The 15,494-nt window shown below is 58.8% G+C and carries 17 protein-coding genes and 1 tRNA gene; 12 read left to right on the forward strand and 6 right to left on the reverse strand.

Annotation, left to right across the window (positions count from 1 at the left end):
• The first annotated feature begins 353 nt into the window (after positions 1-353).
• The 5 genes from LC354_RS21365 to ccoS all read left to right on the forward strand — a co-directional run bounded on the left by LC354_RS21365 (position 354) and on the right by ccoS (position 4,951).
• A complete protein-coding gene (locus LC354_RS21365) occupies positions 354-632 on the forward strand; it encodes a type 2 periplasmic-binding domain-containing protein (RefSeq protein ID WP_223427693.1) in 279 nt (92 codons plus the stop codon).
• 98 nt (positions 633-730) lie between these two features.
• Entirely contained in the window at positions 731-2,158 is a 1,428-nt protein-coding gene (gene ccoG / locus LC354_RS21370; RefSeq protein ID WP_223427695.1) for a cytochrome c oxidase accessory protein CcoG, read from the forward strand.
• Positions 2,155-2,610, forward strand: a complete 456-nt coding sequence (locus LC354_RS21375; protein ID WP_223427696.1) for a FixH family protein — start codon at positions 2,155-2,157, stop codon at positions 2,608-2,610. The genes ccoG and LC354_RS21375 overlap by 4 nt, the downstream gene beginning before the upstream one ends.
• A 5-nt stretch (positions 2,611-2,615) precedes the next feature.
• Positions 2,616-4,796, forward strand: a complete 2,181-nt coding sequence (locus LC354_RS21380) for a heavy metal translocating P-type ATPase (RefSeq protein ID WP_223427697.1) — start codon at positions 2,616-2,618, stop codon at positions 4,794-4,796.
• On the forward strand, positions 4,793-4,951 hold the full coding sequence (gene ccoS, locus LC354_RS21385; RefSeq protein ID WP_223427702.1) for a cbb3-type cytochrome oxidase assembly protein CcoS: 159 nt from the start codon (positions 4,793-4,795) through the stop codon (positions 4,949-4,951). Before LC354_RS21380 ends, ccoS begins: the two co-directional genes overlap by 4 nt.
• Positions 4,952-5,000: 49 nt before the next feature.
• On the opposite strand, the gene LC354_RS21390 is transcribed toward ccoS, so the two are convergent.
• On the reverse strand, positions 5,001-6,419 hold the full coding sequence (locus tag LC354_RS21390; protein ID WP_399204080.1) for a D-alanyl-D-alanine carboxypeptidase family protein: 1,419 nt from the start codon (positions 6,417-6,419) through the stop codon (positions 5,001-5,003).
• A gap of 453 nt (positions 6,420-6,872) precedes the next feature.
• Positions 6,873-7,574 (reverse strand): HAD family hydrolase, encoded by a 702-nt coding sequence (locus tag LC354_RS21395; RefSeq protein ID WP_223427705.1) that lies wholly within the window; start codon positions 7,572-7,574, stop codon positions 6,873-6,875.
• Between the two features lie 90 nt (positions 7,575-7,664).
• Here LC354_RS21395 and clpS point away from each other — a divergent pair, with 90 nt between their 5' ends.
• The 4 genes from clpS to hemF all read left to right on the forward strand — a co-directional run bounded on the left by clpS (position 7,665) and on the right by hemF (position 10,760).
• Positions 7,665-8,006 (forward strand): ATP-dependent Clp protease adapter ClpS, encoded by a 342-nt coding sequence (clpS, locus tag LC354_RS21400; protein WP_223427706.1) that lies wholly within the window; start codon positions 7,665-7,667, stop codon positions 8,004-8,006.
• A complete protein-coding gene (locus tag LC354_RS21405; RefSeq protein ID WP_223427717.1) occupies positions 8,007-8,990 on the forward strand; it encodes a class I SAM-dependent methyltransferase in 984 nt (327 codons plus the stop codon). It abuts the gene before it with no gap.
• 3 nt (positions 8,991-8,993) lie between these two features.
• Positions 8,994-9,797: an SDR family NAD(P)-dependent oxidoreductase gene (locus LC354_RS21410; protein ID WP_223427722.1), complete on the forward strand. Its 804-nt coding sequence runs from the start codon at positions 8,994-8,996 to the stop codon at positions 9,795-9,797.
• Between the two features lie 69 nt (positions 9,798-9,866).
• The gene (gene hemF, locus LC354_RS21415; RefSeq protein ID WP_223427724.1) at positions 9,867-10,760 is read left to right on the forward strand and encodes an oxygen-dependent coproporphyrinogen oxidase; all 894 of its coding nucleotides are present in this window, start codon (positions 9,867-9,869) and stop codon (positions 10,758-10,760) included.
• 57 nt (positions 10,761-10,817) lie between these two features.
• Here hemF and LC354_RS21420 read toward each other — a convergent pair whose 3' ends face one another.
• A complete protein-coding gene (locus LC354_RS21420) occupies positions 10,818-11,264 on the reverse strand; it encodes a GNAT family N-acetyltransferase (protein ID WP_223427725.1) in 447 nt (148 codons plus the stop codon).
• Between the two features lie 654 nt (positions 11,265-11,918).
• Positions 11,919-12,863, reverse strand: coding sequence for a hydroxymethylbilane synthase (hemC, locus tag LC354_RS21425; protein WP_223427727.1), 945 nt, complete (start codon positions 12,861-12,863; stop codon positions 11,919-11,921).
• 67 nt (positions 12,864-12,930) lie between these two features.
• Between hemC and hemE the strand changes: the two genes are divergently transcribed.
• Together hemE and LC354_RS21435 are read left to right on the forward strand one after the other, a co-directional pair.
• Positions 12,931-13,974, forward strand: coding sequence for a uroporphyrinogen decarboxylase (gene hemE, locus LC354_RS21430; RefSeq protein ID WP_223427728.1), 1,044 nt, complete (start codon positions 12,931-12,933; stop codon positions 13,972-13,974).
• 53 nt (positions 13,975-14,027) lie between these two features.
• Positions 14,028-14,104: transfer RNA gene (locus LC354_RS21435), tRNA-Met, on the forward strand.
• 148 nt (positions 14,105-14,252) lie between these two features.
• On the opposite strand, the gene LC354_RS21440 is transcribed toward LC354_RS21435, so the two are convergent.
• Together LC354_RS21440 and LC354_RS21445 are read right to left on the reverse strand one after the other, a co-directional pair.
• Positions 14,253-14,663 (reverse strand): ACT domain-containing protein, encoded by a 411-nt coding sequence (locus LC354_RS21440; RefSeq protein WP_223427730.1) that lies wholly within the window; start codon positions 14,661-14,663, stop codon positions 14,253-14,255.
• Between the two features lie 57 nt (positions 14,664-14,720).
• Entirely contained in the window at positions 14,721-15,086 is a 366-nt protein-coding gene (locus LC354_RS21445; RefSeq protein ID WP_223427731.1) for a trimethylamine methyltransferase family protein, read from the reverse strand.
• On the opposite strand from LC354_RS21445, the gene LC354_RS21450 reads away from it, so the two are divergent.
• Positions 15,085-15,494: transposase (locus tag LC354_RS21450; RefSeq protein ID WP_223421634.1), on the forward strand; the 410-nt coding region annotated here is incomplete at its 3' end. The two genes, LC354_RS21445 and LC354_RS21450, sit on opposite strands and share 2 nt — an antisense overlap.

Raw genomic sequence — 15,494 nt, forward strand, 5'->3', positions numbered from 1 at the left:
ACATCACGCAATTTCCTGTCGATGATCAAACTGGCATCCGTCAGGCTGTGGATCGAGTTTTATGAGTCCGCTGCCTAGGTGTTTCGGGTTGCGGCCAGTGCCAATAGCGTTTTCTCCACGCTGTCACCGTTCTTGTGAGTCTCATCCAGCCATATCGGCGACGATGAACCAGCCAGAGATGCGATTCCAAAGCCCAAAGCTTCAGCAGGGCCGCTTCCTATCGCCGTAACCCTTGTGACCGGGGCTGAGGTCGCGACAATTTGCATATCACTCCGATGTCGAGCTTGGCCGTTGCATGGCTGATGCCACCTCTTGTAGTATTTCAAGCGTTGCAGCCCGACAGAAACATCCCCTTGAACCACACTGCCGAGCCGGTGCCGCGAAAGCCCGGCGATGTCGATCTGGCCGTTTGCTCGGGCCAAGGCGGATGGTCCGAAGGCCAAGACAGCTTGCTCATCCCGACGGGGATGGGTGTGATGGCCTCTTCCTCTTGGATCACAGGTCAGGATACCTGCATGCCGAAGCCACTGAGCCACCTTTCTTGGCTGGATGAGATCGGCACCAGTGAAATCACCGAATGGCCACGGGCGCACGTCCGGGATTTCAGCGCTCACCGCTGCATCCTTTTGTGAAACCGAGAAAGAAAGCTTCGCATGACTTGACCTGAGTCAAGGTGCGCTACCCTCATTATCGTCACAAAGGACCAAACTGAACCTGACGAGGTCATTAAGTGTCCGATAATTCTCCTGCGCCCAGCCTGTACGCTGCGCGCGAACCCATCTTTCCAAAACGTGTGTATGGCCGGTTTCGCAACCTGAAATGGTTCATCCTGTTTGTCACATTGGGTATCTACTATCTCTTACCATGGATCCGCTGGGATCGGGGTGATGCACTGCCGGATCAGGCGGTGTTGCTGGACCTTGCGGGGCGCCGGTTCTACTTTTTTTGGATCGAAATCTGGCCGCATGAATTCTATTTCGTTGCGGGCCTGCTGATCATGGCCGGTTTGGGGCTGTTTTTGTTTACCTCAGCACTCGGGCGTGTCTGGTGCGGCTACACCTGCCCGCAAACGGTCTGGACGGATCTGTTCATCGCGGTGGAGCGCTGGGTGGAGGGCGACCGCAATGCGCGTCTGCGTCTGCACCGGCAGAAGAAATGGGACTTGCGCAAGGCGCGGCTGAACCTGACCAAGTGGGCGTTGTGGCTGATGATTGCCCTTGCGACCGGTGGCGCCTGGGTATTCTATTTTGCGGATGCTCCGACACTGGCCCGCGATCTGGTGACCCTGAACGCCAGCCCTGTCGCCTACACCACCATGGCGGTACTCACGGCGACAACCTTTGTTTTCGGCGGCTTTGCCCGCGAACAAATCTGCAACTATGCCTGCCCGTGGCCACGGATCCAGGCTGCGATGATGGACGAAGATACCCTGACCGTCGCCTATCGTCCCTGGCGTGGAGAGCCGCGCAAGCACGCGGTACCCGAGGGTGAAACCCAAGGCGATTGCATCGACTGTATGGCTTGCGTGAACGTGTGCCCGGCAGGTATCGACATCCGGGACGGGCAGCAATTGGAGTGCATCACCTGTGCGCTATGCATCGACGCCTGTGACGATATCATGGCCAAGATCGGCAAGCCGCGCGGGCTGATCGACTACATGGCTCTGACGGATGAGGCCGCCGAACGGGCGGGAAATCCCCCCAAACCCATCATCAAGCATATCCTGCGTCCCCGCACGATGATTTACACAGCTTTGTGGGCCGGCGTCGGGTTTGCGCTGATGTTTGCGCTCTTTATTCGGTCGGATCTGGAGCTGACGGTGGCCCCTGTGCGCAATCCGATCTTCGTGACCTTGTCCGACGGGTCTGTGCGCAACACGTATGACGTCCGCTTGCGCAACAAGACGGCGGATCAGCAAACCATCCGCCTGTCGGTCAAGGGACACCCCTCGATCCGGCTGCAACTGGAAGGCTCGCCCTATCAATCCGTTGACGTCGCCCCTGATGCTACGTTCCTGCAGCGTGTCTACCTGGTGGCCCCTTCGGGATCGGAACCGGCAGAAGCCGCAAGAACCGAAGTCCGTATCTGGGTGGAGAGCCTGGGCGGCGGTGATCGCGCCTACCGAGACACCACATTCAATGGAAAGGCCAGACAATGACACGCGAATTAAAGGGATGGCACGTGGTTGCCATGTTCTGTACCGGCTTTGGGGTCATCATTGCCGTCAACCTCACCCTGGCATTCAACGCGGTGAAGACGTTCCCGGGTCTTGTGGTCAAGAATTCCTATGTGGCCAGTCAGCACTTTGACGCCAACCGCACGGCGCAAAAGGCATTGGGCTGGACCGTGGTGGCCTCGCATTCAGGGGATCAGCTGCGCTTGCAAATCACCGATCGTAGCGGTGCACCTGTGCGCCCGGCGGATCTTGATGCGCGCGTCGGTCGGGCGACACACGTCGCAGATGACGTTACGCCGGATTTCATCTTTGATGGCGTTGCCTATACCGCGACGACACCGTTGGTCGAAGGGTACTGGCAAATCCGCCTGTCGGCGCGCTCCGCGGACGGCACCTTGTTCGCGCAACGTATTCCATTGCGCGTCGCCGGCTGAATCTGATGACCGCACTGCCTGATCCCCGTCCCCGGCCGATGGCCTGTCCCGGATGCATTGCGGTGCCCATGGATACAGATCTGCCGGAGGCCGCGCCAAACGACATTTTGCTGTCATTGCCGGAGATTCATTGCCAGATCTGCATCCGCAATGCGGAGCAGGCCTTGCTTGCACGCGATGATGTCGCTGCCGCCCGTGTCAACCTGACGCTCAAACGCGCCTACGTCACCCCGGTCGGGAACGTCGATGAAAATGCCTTGATCGAGACGCTGGCCGATGCGGGTGTTTTGGCGCGCCCGCTGGATCCAACGGTACTGCGCGGGACAGAGACCGCGCGTGCGGGTCAGGCGTTGTTGATGCGGCTGGCCGTTGCAGGCTTCGCCGCTATGAACGTGATGTTGTTGTCCGTGGCCGTGTGGTCGGGGGCGACGGATGCGACGCGTGATATGTTCCACTGGATTTCCGCCGCCATTGCCCTTCCGGCCGTGACCTTTGCGGGGCAACCATTTTTTCTGGGGGCGTGGCGGGCCCTGTCTGCACGCCGCCTCTCGATGGATGTGCCGATTGCGCTGGCCATCATCCTGGCGCTCGCCACTTCACTTTGGGAAACGGCGCTTTCGGGCCATCATGCCTATTTCGACGCGGCGCTGACTCTGTGCTTTTTCCTGCTGGCGGGCCGGTATCTTGAGTTTCGGACCCGGGCGGCCGCCCGATCAGCCGCTGAAGAGCTCACCGCGCTGGAGGTCCCGCGTGCGACCCGGATCATCGGGGGCGTCCCGGTGGAGGGCCCCGTGGCAGAACTGAGCGTTAGTGATCTGGTGTTGGTGCGCGCTGGTGGACGGGTGCCTGTTGACGGAATCGTATCCGAAGGCCATGCCGAGATTGACCGGTCTTTCCTCACCGGGGAGACCATTCCCGTTGCCGCTGGCCCCGGCGCCGAGATCGCCGCCGGTGCTGTGGTGATCAGCGGCCCACTCACGATTCGGGCAACAGCCGTGGGGCGCGAAACGTCCTTGCACCGGCTGGCCGATCTTGTGGCGGTCGCCGAAGCGGGGCGCGCAAATTACACGCCATTGGCCGACCGTGCGGCCGCGCTTTATGCACCGGGGGTTCACATACTGGCGGCACTGGCCTTTGTCGGTTGGTTGTTGTGGTCAGGTGATGTGCGTGTCGCCCTCAATATCGCGGCGGCTGTCCTGATCATCACCTGCCCTTGCGCCTTGGGTCTGGCCGTGCCTGCGGTGACCACCGCCGCGTCGGGGGCCTTGTTCCGCAAGGGTGTGTTGATCAAAAATGCCAATGCGCTGGAGCGATTGGCGATGGTGGATACAGTTGTCTTCGACAAAACAGGTACTTTGACCGAAGGCGCGCCCGAGGTGGTCAACTGGGACACGCTTGGCTCGCAAGTGCAGTCCGTCGCCTTGGCGCTGGCGGACGCGTCGACACATCCGCTGTCGAAGGCGATTGCGCGCAAGTCTGGAAACAGGGCCGACCTCACGGATCTGCGTGAAGTGCCCGGTTTTGGCACCGAAGGACGTTGGCAAGGACGGACGGTACGGATCGGACGGACCGGATGGGCAGGGCCGCAGGATGACGCTGGCGGCCTGATGACATGGCTGGACGCGGGCGACGGAGCGCCGGTCGCCATCACATTTACCGACAGGCTGCGCGCAGGCGCGGTTGAAGCAATCGATGCGTTGAAAGCCGCCGGGATGCGCGTTGAAATCCTGTCTGGAGACAGAACCGCAGCCGTAGACGAAGTCGCTCACGCCGCGGGTATCGATATCGCCCGCGCCAATTGCCTGCCCGAAGACAAGGTCGATCACATCACGCAGTTGCGCAACGAAGGTCGCACGATCCTGATGGTGGGCGACGGGTTGAACGACACCGGCGCGCTTGCTGCGGCGGACGTGTCATTGTCGCCTGCCTCTGCGCTGGACGCCGCGCGCGTGGCGTCGGACATGGTGCTGCTGGGGCAAAGCCTTGAGGTGCTGCCGCAGGCGGTACTTTGCGCCCGCGCGTCCCGGCGTCGGATTTCGGAAAACTTCAAGATCGCCACGATCTACAACATTATCGCCGTGCCTTTGGCGGTGATCGGATTGGCGACGCCGCTGATTGCCGCATTGGCGATGTCATCGTCGTCCATTACGGTATCGCTGAATGCATTGCGGGGAACGCGCGGATGAACGTGCTGGCTTATCTGATACCGGTATCACTGATCTTGGGTGGCTTGGGGCTGGTCGGCTTCATCTATGCGCTGCGCAGCCGTCAATACGAGGATCCGGAGGGCGATGCCCGCCGGATACTGGATGAACGCTGGGATGACGCGCCCAAGCCCTGAAGGCTGAGGAGCGCCGAGGTCAATTGACCCGGACCAAAAAGCCCTGGCCTCAGGACGGGCCAATCATGAAACAGGTCACATTTCGCGATGCCAGACGCCGACAGGCCAGATCTGCGGAATCGCGCGTCATGCCCATGAAGTTGGCATCAAACCCTTGCGGACGCCGGACCACCTTGCGCAAGCTGCCATCCAGAGACGACATTTCTGTGAGCGCGGTTTGCAAAAGCACCTTCTCGGCTTGGTAGCGGCTTGGATACCGCCCGATGTTCACACCCCAATGACGGCCACCTGAGGTGGACAGGCGCGTGACGACCTCGGGTTCGGCAGTGGCCAGCACAACATCATCCGGGCGCGCAGCGGGTCGTGCCGTCGCGAGTATTTCGGGAACGTTGGAAGGTGTTTGTGCGGCTTCCAGTGCGGTCTGGATGTCAGTCGGCAATACCGTTGGTTCCGTTTGGGCCTCGGCCACCACGACGGGTGCGCTTTCGGCGGTAACTGGACGCAGCTTGGGGCGGTATGAGGTTTGAACCGCACCGCTCAACCGGATGGTTTTTCCAGCACCGGCGGGCGCATCGGAATTGCCTGCCACAAGGTCACTGTCGGGCTGATAGGTGGGTTTTTCCGGTTTGTGCAATTTGGCGCGACTGGGCGCCCGGCGGAATCCCATGTCGAGCAATTCGGCCACTCTGGCGTTGCGCGCGGCGGAGGATGAGCCGCCAAACATGGTGGCAATGATGCGTTCATTGCCACGTTCGGCCGAGGCCACGAGGTTTGACCCTGCTGCCCGTGTATAGCCGGTTTTGATCCCATCAGCGCCCTTGTAGGATGCAAGCAAGCGGCGATTGGTGTTCGCGACTTCACGGATACCCGCATTCGTCGATCTGCGCGAGAACAGGTTATAATACTGCGGATAGTCATAGATCATGTGCCGACCCAGAATCGACATGTCGCGCGCCGTGGACATATGACCTGTTTCGGTCAGACCATGCGCGTTCTTGAACGTTGTGCGCGTCATCCCCAACGATTTGGCAGTGCGGTTCATCCGGCGGGCAAATGCAGCTTCGGAGCCTGAAATGGCTTCGGCCAATGCGGTCGCCGCATCATTTGCGGATTTCACGGCGGATGCGCGGATTAGATAGCGCAGCTTGATCCGCTGCCCGGACTTCAACCCCAGTTTCGAGGGCGGTTCGGCAGCAGCCTTTCGAGAGATCTTGACGTTGGTATCAAGAGAGATTTCGCCCTGCTCGACCGCCTGAAAGACGACATAGAGTGTCATCATCTTGGTAAGCGATGCGGGGTGAAGCCGGGTGTCCGCATTGCGGGAATGCAGCACTTCTCCGGTGCGGGCATCCATCACAAACGCCGCGTAGGGCGCCGCGAGAACCGATGCCGGTAAAACAACCAACATCCAAAATGCTGTTAAAATCAAAAGCCCTAGTCGGGCCGACTGAGCGCGTCGAACCTTCACGATAAACCTGCCTATGTCTGCCTCTGACCGCCGATTATTCGACTGGCCTCATTTTTATGAAGTTGAGTCTAGCATAGGATGCATTTTCGATAAAGATTTGATGTCGTTCATTTTTTGCTTTTTTCGCGCTTGCGAAAGACAACATGTAGCGGCAGCAAACAGAATGATGACTATACCGGCGAATGTGGCAGGAATGTGGCAAATCGGCCTGATGTATCGCAGTCACACATGTCATCCCCGAATTTTCCATGTTGAGTGAAAAGAAACGAAGCGCAGAGGTCAACGCTGTGATGGACTGTTCAATACGGGTTTGAGTCCGGTGTGCGTCGGACGGTATCTGGATGGCTGACTGAACCTATCAGTACTGAAGGCTCTCAGCGGGATAAACGCGCCCATTGCGTGCATCGAAGCCTGCGTCGTGCAGTGGGAATACTGCCTTGGTTTTTGTACGGCCTATCCAAATTCCTGCGCCAGATAGTCTGGCAAGGCGCCGAGATCTGGCAGTTCGCGAAATCGGGGATGACCATGCGGTGGGTCCGCAGCTTCCAGACCCCAAGCGAGGTCGTGCGGGACATAAACTCCAAAGCCACCGGCATCGATCATCGGGCGCACGTCGGATTTCATCGAATTGCCGATCATCATGCCGTTTTCAACCCCGCCGAACAAACTGAATATGCGGGCGTAAACATGCGGCTGCTTGTCCGATACGATTTCGACCCCGTGGAACAACTCGCCCAACCCGGATTGGGCCAGTTTGCGTTCCTGATCCAGCAGATCGCCCTTGGTGATCAGCACCACAGGCGCGCGGGCCTTGGCGGCACGGACGGCCGCGTCGGCATGGGGCAAGAGATCGATCGGATGTTGCAGCATATCCTGACCGGCCTCAATCAATGCGGCGATCACGTCACCGGGCACTTGCCTGTCCGTCACGTCCAGAGCCGTTTCGATCATCGACAGAACGAAGCCCTTTATCCCAAACCCATAGTGGCCGATGTTGCGCCGTTCGGCTTGCATCAGTCGGTCGTCGATATCATCATGATCGGTGTGCGGTGCCAAGAGGTTGGCAAACCGCTCTTGCGTCAGTTTGAAAAACCGCTCGTTATGCCACAGTGTATCGTCGGCATCGAACCCGATTGCGCTTAGCGTTTGTGACATTCCGAAGCGACCCTCTTTTCTAAACAGGTCTGAACGTTATATAGGATGGTCAATGACAAACACAGGATCATACGTTTGATGAGGACGCAGATGCATCAACATGTGCATATGATGGCCGGGCCTGAAAATGATGATGGGGATACCGTCGTCGTCACCGACGTCAAACCCAAGACCAAGCGGCCTCCCCTTTACAAGGTATTGCTTCTGAACGACGACTATACGCCGATGGAATTCGTCGTGCATGTCCTGGAGCGTTTTTTTGGTCTCAACCACGCGCAAGCCTTCGAGATCATGCTGACGGTTCACAAAAAGGGTCTGGCCGTTGTGGGCGTGTTCTCCCACGAGATCGCGGAAACGAAGGTGGCCCAGGTTATGGATTATGCGCGGCGCCACCAGCATCCGCTGCAATGCACCATGGAAAAAGAAGAATAAGTGATCGGCGATCGGTTGCCCTTGGCGCTTGAGGCGGTTGAGCGTTTGGGCGACGGTATCATTGCGGTGATGCATCCTGCTGTGGATGCTGATCTCTCCACATTGCCGAAGTCCCGGGTGCGGGTCATCTCGCCCTTGGCGACGGTTTGCGAGCATTTTGAAGCACGTGGATTTGAGGTGGCAGCTGAGGTTCCGAAGGATACCCGGTTTGCGGCCTCTGTGGTTTGCCTGACGCGCGCACGGGCCGAGGCGCAGGCGCTCTTTGCCGTCGCGATGGCACGGACGGACGGGATGATCATCGTTGATGGTCAGAAGACCGATGGCGCCGATTCGATGCTGAAGGCTTTGCGTAAACGTGTTGATGTGGGTGGGCCGATCTCCAAATCCCATGGTAAAGTGTACTGGTGTGAGGCGGGTGCGGACTTCTCCGACTGGGCGTTGGGGCCTGAACTGCACGCGGGTGGCTTCTGGACGGCACCGGGCGTGTTTTCGGCGGACGGGGTCGATCCGGCTTCTGCCCTGTTGGCGAATGCGTTGCCGGAGGCAATGGTCGGAACGGTTGCAGATCTTGGGGCGGGTTGGGGATATCTGACCGCGCATGTCCTGACACGCGATGTTGCGGCGGTTCATCTGGTCGAGGCGCATGATATGGCACTGCAATGTGCGCGGCATAACGTGACGGACCCACGTGCCGTTTTCCATTGGGCCGATGCGACGCAATGGACACCGCCTCAAAAGATGGACGCGGTCGTGATGAACCCACCGTTTCATACCGGGCGCAGTGCTGATCCGGCCTTGGGGCGGGCCTTTATCGCGGCGGCTGCGCGCATATTGCAGCCGCATGGTGCGCTATGGATGGTCGCCAACCGTCATCTGCCTTACGAAGATACTCTTACGGCCCATTTTTCCAAAGTGGTTGATCTGGACGGCGATGCGCGGTTCAAACTGGTGCGGGCAGAACGGCCCAAACGAACACGGGGATAGGCAATGGCATTTTCGATCAGGGGCAAAACGGCGATTGTGACGGGTGCTGCAAATGGTATCGGCCTCGCTGTGGCCCGTACCTTTGCCGATCGCGGAGCAAATGTAATGTGCGCGGATATGGATGAGAAACGGCTCATCGACGAGTTGGGCGATGTTTCGGACGAGGGTAATATCCGCTACTTCGCCGGCGACTTGCGCCAGCGCCTGACGATTGCGAATCTGATATCCGCCACGATCGACGCTTTCGACGAGATCGATATACTTGTGAACGCCTCGCGGCAGGTGATGGAATCCGACGCGCTCGACCCGGAGGATACGTCCGTCGAGCAGTTGCTGGAGCAGAACCTGATGACGGCCTTGCGTCTGAGCCAACAAGTGTCGCGCCGGATGATCAAGCAATCCGAGAGCCGTTCGGACGATGTGCCCGCGGGCTCTATCATTAATCTCAGTTCGATCGCAGCGCACCAGACCCGGCCCGAATTGCTGGGCTATTCCATCGCCTCAGCGGGCTTGGAACAAATGACCCGATCGATGGCACTGGCCCTGGCGCCCTATCGGATCAGGGTCAATGCCGTGGCCTTTGGATCTGTGATGTCTGCTTCGCTGAAATCCTCGATCGGAGATCACCCGGAATGGCGCGAAGAGATCGAGAATCACACGCCCATGCACCGGATCGCAAGCCCGAACGAGCTGGTCGATGCGGTTCAGTTCCTGGCCTCTGATGGCTCTGCCTTTGTCACCGGCGATGTATTGACCGTAGATGGCGGGCGCAGTCTTCTGGATCCGATCGCAGCACCTGCGCACTAAGTGCGATTCCCTCTTGGCCCGCGGGGTTCGAGTGGGGTAAAAAGCTGTCAACCAAACAGGACAGTTTTAATGACAGAACACTTCGACACTCAAAAAGCTCAGGCCGCCGCCTGGTTCCGGAAACTGCGCGATGACATCGTTGCATCGTTCGAGGGGTTGGAAGCGTCGCACAACAGCGGTCCTCTGTCGGATGCAGCACCTGGCACCTTCGAGGTCACCGACACCAAGCGCCAGTCCGATGACGGTTCAGACGCAGGCGGCGGGTTGATGAGTGTCATGCGCGGAGGCCGTGTGTTCGAAAAGGTCGGTGTGAACGTTTCGACGGTCTATGGCACTTTGGGAGAACGGGCCCAGATGGCGATGGCCGCGCGCAAGGGTATTCCGGGAATGAAAGATGATCCGCGGTTCTGGGCCTCGGGCATTTCGCTTGTCGCCCATATGCAGAATCCGCATTGCCCTGCCGTGCACATGAACACGCGCATGTTCTGGACCCCTCATGCCTGGTGGTTCGGGGGCGGGTCCGACCTGAACCCCTGTTTGGAGTATGACGAGGACACGGCGCACTTTCACGCTATGCAAAAGACCCATCTGGATCCTCATGGTGAAGGCTTGTACCCGCGTCTGAAAGAATGGGCGGATGAGTATTTCTTTGTTCCGCATCGGGGCCGGGCACGTGGTGTCGGCGGTATTTTTATGGATGATCACAACACGGGTGACTGGGAAACGGATTTTGCGCTGACGCAGGATATCGGTCGGGCGTTTCTGCCGGCCTTTGTGCCCCTGATCGAAAAGCGCCGGGTCCAGGATTGGTCGGAAGCGGACAAGGATGCGCAATTGGTGCATCGGGGTCTCTATGCCGAGTACAACCTTGTGTATGACCGCGGTACCAAATTTGGTCTGGAAACGGGCCATGACGCCAACGCTGTTTTGATGAGCCTGCCGCCTCTGGCCAAATGGGTGTAGTCGCCGGCTGGTCTGTTTCGGGCCTCTGGCCCGAAATGCGCCCACCCGCCGACCCATTCAAGGACACCGTGGCGGGACGCGTCGCAACTGCAGCCCGTGTTTCTGATCTGCGGTGAAGCCAAGTTTTTCATAAAATCCAAGAGCCCCTGTGTTCTGGCCTGAGAGCAGCATGATCTTGTAGGCGTCTGAGTCCCAAGCCGCATCAATGGCCGCCTGCATTGCCATGCGCCCATGGCCTTGGCCGCGCGCATTGGGATGGGCGACGACGTTTTCGATCAACCCGTAAGGCCGTCCGCCTTGTGTGATGTTTGGAAGAAGATGCAGCGTGGCCATCGCGTGGAGTGTGCCGTGGTCTTCTGTACCGTAAATCGTGGTACCGGGATGCGCGATCAGTGTCGCGAAGTGCTTTGGGTCTGGGTCGATCGCCTGATCCTTGGCCAATGTGCGATAGAGCGCCAGCGCCGCTGTGTGATCGTCTGATGTAAGCGGTCGGGCTATCGCCATCCGGCTTGCGCCAGAGCGGCCCTGTAGTGCGGTGCGATATTCATCTGATCGCCGAGCCCCTTTTGGATGAAAAGTTTGTGCAGCAATGGTGGGCGCCAGCAGGGTACAAGCGTGATCATGTGATGTTTGACGTGATATTTCAACCAATAGGGCGCTGCAAATGTGCGGGCGAGCGGCCCTGCCCGTGTCGTATGGACGTTCCGCAACGGATCTTGGGACATCTCTGTTGCGCCATGTTCTGCAATGTTTCGGATCCTGAGAACATCCTGGAACCATATCAGTTAGGCCAGGATCCAAAATGCGATGTCCCGCCACCACTTCCCGATCAGGCTGATGACAAGGACGAAGCTGAAGAAAACGGGAAATGCGGTGTAGATTGTGTTGGATTAGAAGGTTTCCTCCGCATCACCTTGGCCGGTTTCGAGTGCATCAAGAGCGTTAGGCTCAGCTGCCGTGACGTCTTCAGCAGATGATAAGTAAGACCGTCAAAGCACGGGGCCGGAGCGCGAATGTCCCGATGGCGGCTGCGATCACACTCCACTGTGCAGCACCAACACTGTACTCACGTTGTCGGAGCGCGCGGGCATCATAGGGGGCTTGGCCCCCGTCGCTCCGCGCCTTCCACAGGATATTTCTCACCAAGAGAAAAGTCGATCAGTGCCAGTCGAAGAAACTGGGACCCGCACGTTTCAGCAATTCGTTCGCCAGATCAGTGCCCATATGTACCCCGTCTGCTATGGTGCCGGAGCGGGTTGCAGACAGCGCGTCCGACCCGTCCGGGCGCAGGACTTCGCCCGTCAGATGCAGCGTTTCGCCGTCCAGTGTCGCAAGACCGGCAATCGGCGTTTCGCAGGATCCGTCCAGCGTGAGCAGGAACTGCCGTTCGGCGGCGAGCCTTTGGCCGGTGGCCGTGTGGTGGATCGCGGCCAGCAGATCTGCGGTGTTGCGATCATCGAGGCGTCGCTCAATGCCGATCGCCCCTTGCGCCACGGCGGGCAGCATATCGCCCGGTTCAACCGGCGTTGCGGGCACTTCGTCCATCGAGAGGCGGTTCAGGCCCGCGCAGGCAAGAAACGTGCATTCTGCGACCCCATCCGCCAGTTTTTGCAAGCGGGTTTGCACATTGCCGCGGAATTCAACCACCGTCAGGTCCGGCCGCTTGTGCATCAGTTGCGCCTTGCGGCGCAGCGACGATGTACCGACAACAGCACCTGGCGCCAGATCAGCGATATGGCTCAGTTTGGGCGAGACAAAAGCGTCGCGCACATCTTCACGCGGCAGGTACGTGTCGAGAATCAGTCCAGCTGGCTGAAGTGTCGGCATATCCTTCATCGAGTGCACCGCGATGTCGATTTTACCGGACAGCAGGTCTTCTTCGATTTCGCGGGTAAACAGGCCCTTTCCGCCAATTTCCTTGAGCGGCCTGTCTTGAATCGCATCACCCGTGACCTTGATCACTATGATCTCGAAGGCCTCGTGCGGCAGATCAAAGGCTTGTGCCAAACGGGCACGGGTTTCGTATGCCTGGGCCATGGCCAGGGGCGAACCGCGCGTGCCGATTTTCAGCGGCGCAGCAGAATTTGGAAGTCGCACTGTCATGGGTTTATCTTTTAGGTGTGTCAACTTATCCTGACAACTGTAAACGACCACACAAAGGCAATGCGCGATGAAAGATGCGGTTCAGACGAAGACAATTTTGCGGTCCTTGGCAGGGGAGACCCTTCCGACACCCCCAATCTGGATGATGCGTCAGGCCGGACGGTATTTACCGGAGTACAAGGCGACACGGGCGCAAGCGGGCGATTTTCTATCGCTGTGCTATAATCCGGAACTGGCCGCAGAGGTCACATTGCAGCCTATTCGGCGCTATGGATTCGATGCGGCGATCCTGTTCGCCGACATTTTGCTTGTGCCGCAGGCTTTGGGCGCGGATTTGTGGTTTGTAACCGGGGAAGGCCCACGGCTGTCGACGATCACGTCGCAAACTGATTTTGATGTGCTGAAGCCCGTGGATGCCATTCACGATACACTGAACCCCATTTACGAGACCGTGCGAATCCTGCGCCGTGAATTGCCCGCCGAAACGACGTTGATCGGATTTGCCGGTGCGCCGTGGACGGTGGCCACCTACATGATTGCCGGGCAGGGAACGCCGGACCAGGGGCCCGCCCATGCGCTGCGGATGGGGAATACGCCTTTGTTCGAGGCGCTGTTGGCGCGAATCACAGCCGCTACGATCGAATATTTATCGATGCAGATCGAGGCCGGCGCTGAGGTCGTCAAGATTTTCGACAGTTGGGCCGGATCGTTGAAGGGAGAGGCGTTCCAGAAATACGCAGTGGCACCCTGCGCCGAAATCACCGCCGCTTTGAAGGCGAAATATCCGCATATCCCTGTTATCGGCTTTCCGCGCGAAGCGGGCGATGGCTATATCGGGTTCCACGCGGCCACGGGCGTGGATTGCGTTGCGTTGGATAATTCGGTGTCGCCGGACTGGGCTGCGGCCAATGTTCAAAAAGATGGCTGCGTCCAAGGCAACCTTGCATCGCGTCATATGGTGACCGGCGGACAGGATTTGGTCGATGAGACGCGCGCCATCGTCAAAGCGTTTTCGAACGGGCCGCATATCTTCAACCTCGGTCACGGGATCACGCCGGATGCGGACCCGGAAAATGTCACATTGATGATCGAGACGGTGCGGGGTGGTTAAGCCGGATTTCGGCCTTGACGACTGCGGAGGGCTGGCATAGGTCACGCCTCCATGGCGCGGTAGCTCAGTTGGTTAGAGCGATCGACTCATAATCGATAGGTCGGGAGTTCAAGTCTCCCCCACGCCACCATTCAACCACGTTCGTTTTTCAGTCGGGCGTTGCCCTTTGTTCCCAAGCCCCGTCTGCTCGGTCGCCTTGTTTGAAAAGCATGTGACTGCTGAACGATTCGTTAGTGGGAAGAAATTTGGCATTTTTTTACGTGGCTCAAGACACCCGCCTATTGGCCGCGTTCCGAATGCTGCAAAGCAAGCAACGCTGCCATAGCTTGATCCGCTTGTTTTGCCGGGACCAAGATATGATCGTGATGGAAGGCGGCGATTACGTTGCAGGGAATGTTCGCATCGGTCAAAGTTCTTGCAACTGCAGCGGTCAAACCGACGCCTTCCAGATCGGAAAACACGGACAGGGTGATTTGCCTCAAACCCAGTGACGTATCAAAGCCATATTTTTTCGCGATGTTTTCACGAAGGATCAGCGTGATCCCTTCGCTTTCACGAATTATGGCAAGAGCATCCGGCGTTGTGGCGCTGACTGTCGAGGGATCTTGCGTCGAACAAAACACCCATATGCCAGGCTGAAGTTCCGGCGTCATCCCAGCAATCATTGCTGACGTGTCTTTGGTGGTCATGCTCGGTTCCTGCAATAGCGTCCCTATCGATAGACGGACTTCGCGCGCGCGCCAAGGTTAAGGAAAACGGATATCGAACGCCGCGCGGATCCGGTCATCTTGCTCGGAATTCAGATATTGCGGGTGATGCGTGGACAGGATCTGATCGACCTTTTGCCCGGCGCGATGCCACGCATCCTGCGCGCCGTTTTCTTGCCATGTGCGAGGCGTGTCACGGTCGGCGATGTCCGGGTAGACGTAGTCACGTTCCATTGCGGCGATCGTCTGGGCGCCACCCAGAAAGTGACCTTCGCCCAGCACGGACTCGCAAATCGCATCATATCCAAACCCGCATTCCCCAAGTAGCTCTCTGATTTCGCTGTCTTGAACGTGATATTTTCTATATATATCATGGCGTTGGTTGCTGCGGAGGATGTGTTTCATGGATCACCCAGAGGGTGCGGGCTTGCAGCGGGCAGATCGTGTGGATTTTGACCCTCGCGTGCGGCTGGAATTCCGGGGCGCTCAGCTCAGTTCGGATGGCGGCCTTCTGGTGATGCGCGAGCTTGATGACGCGCTCGGTCTGTCCAATCTGGCGTCTGCTGCCCTGTGCGATAATCGCCGTGGCAAGAACACGATCCACCGGCTCGACGGGCTGTTTCGGCAATCGGTCTACGGCCGGTTGGCAGGATACGGGGACGTCAATGACGCCGACCGTCTCGCGCTCGATCCCGTGATGCGCCAGGTTGTCGGTGGCCGTGCCGTCGATGCGCATGCCGCATCCACGTCGCAGATGGGCCGGTTCGAGACCGAGGGACTGGCGACCGCAGAGAACCGGGCGGCTCTGTCTGA

It is taken from the genome of Tateyamaria pelophila (assembly GCF_019966495.1).
Taxonomy (GTDB): domain Bacteria; phylum Pseudomonadota; class Alphaproteobacteria; order Rhodobacterales; family Rhodobacteraceae; genus Tateyamaria; species Tateyamaria pelophila.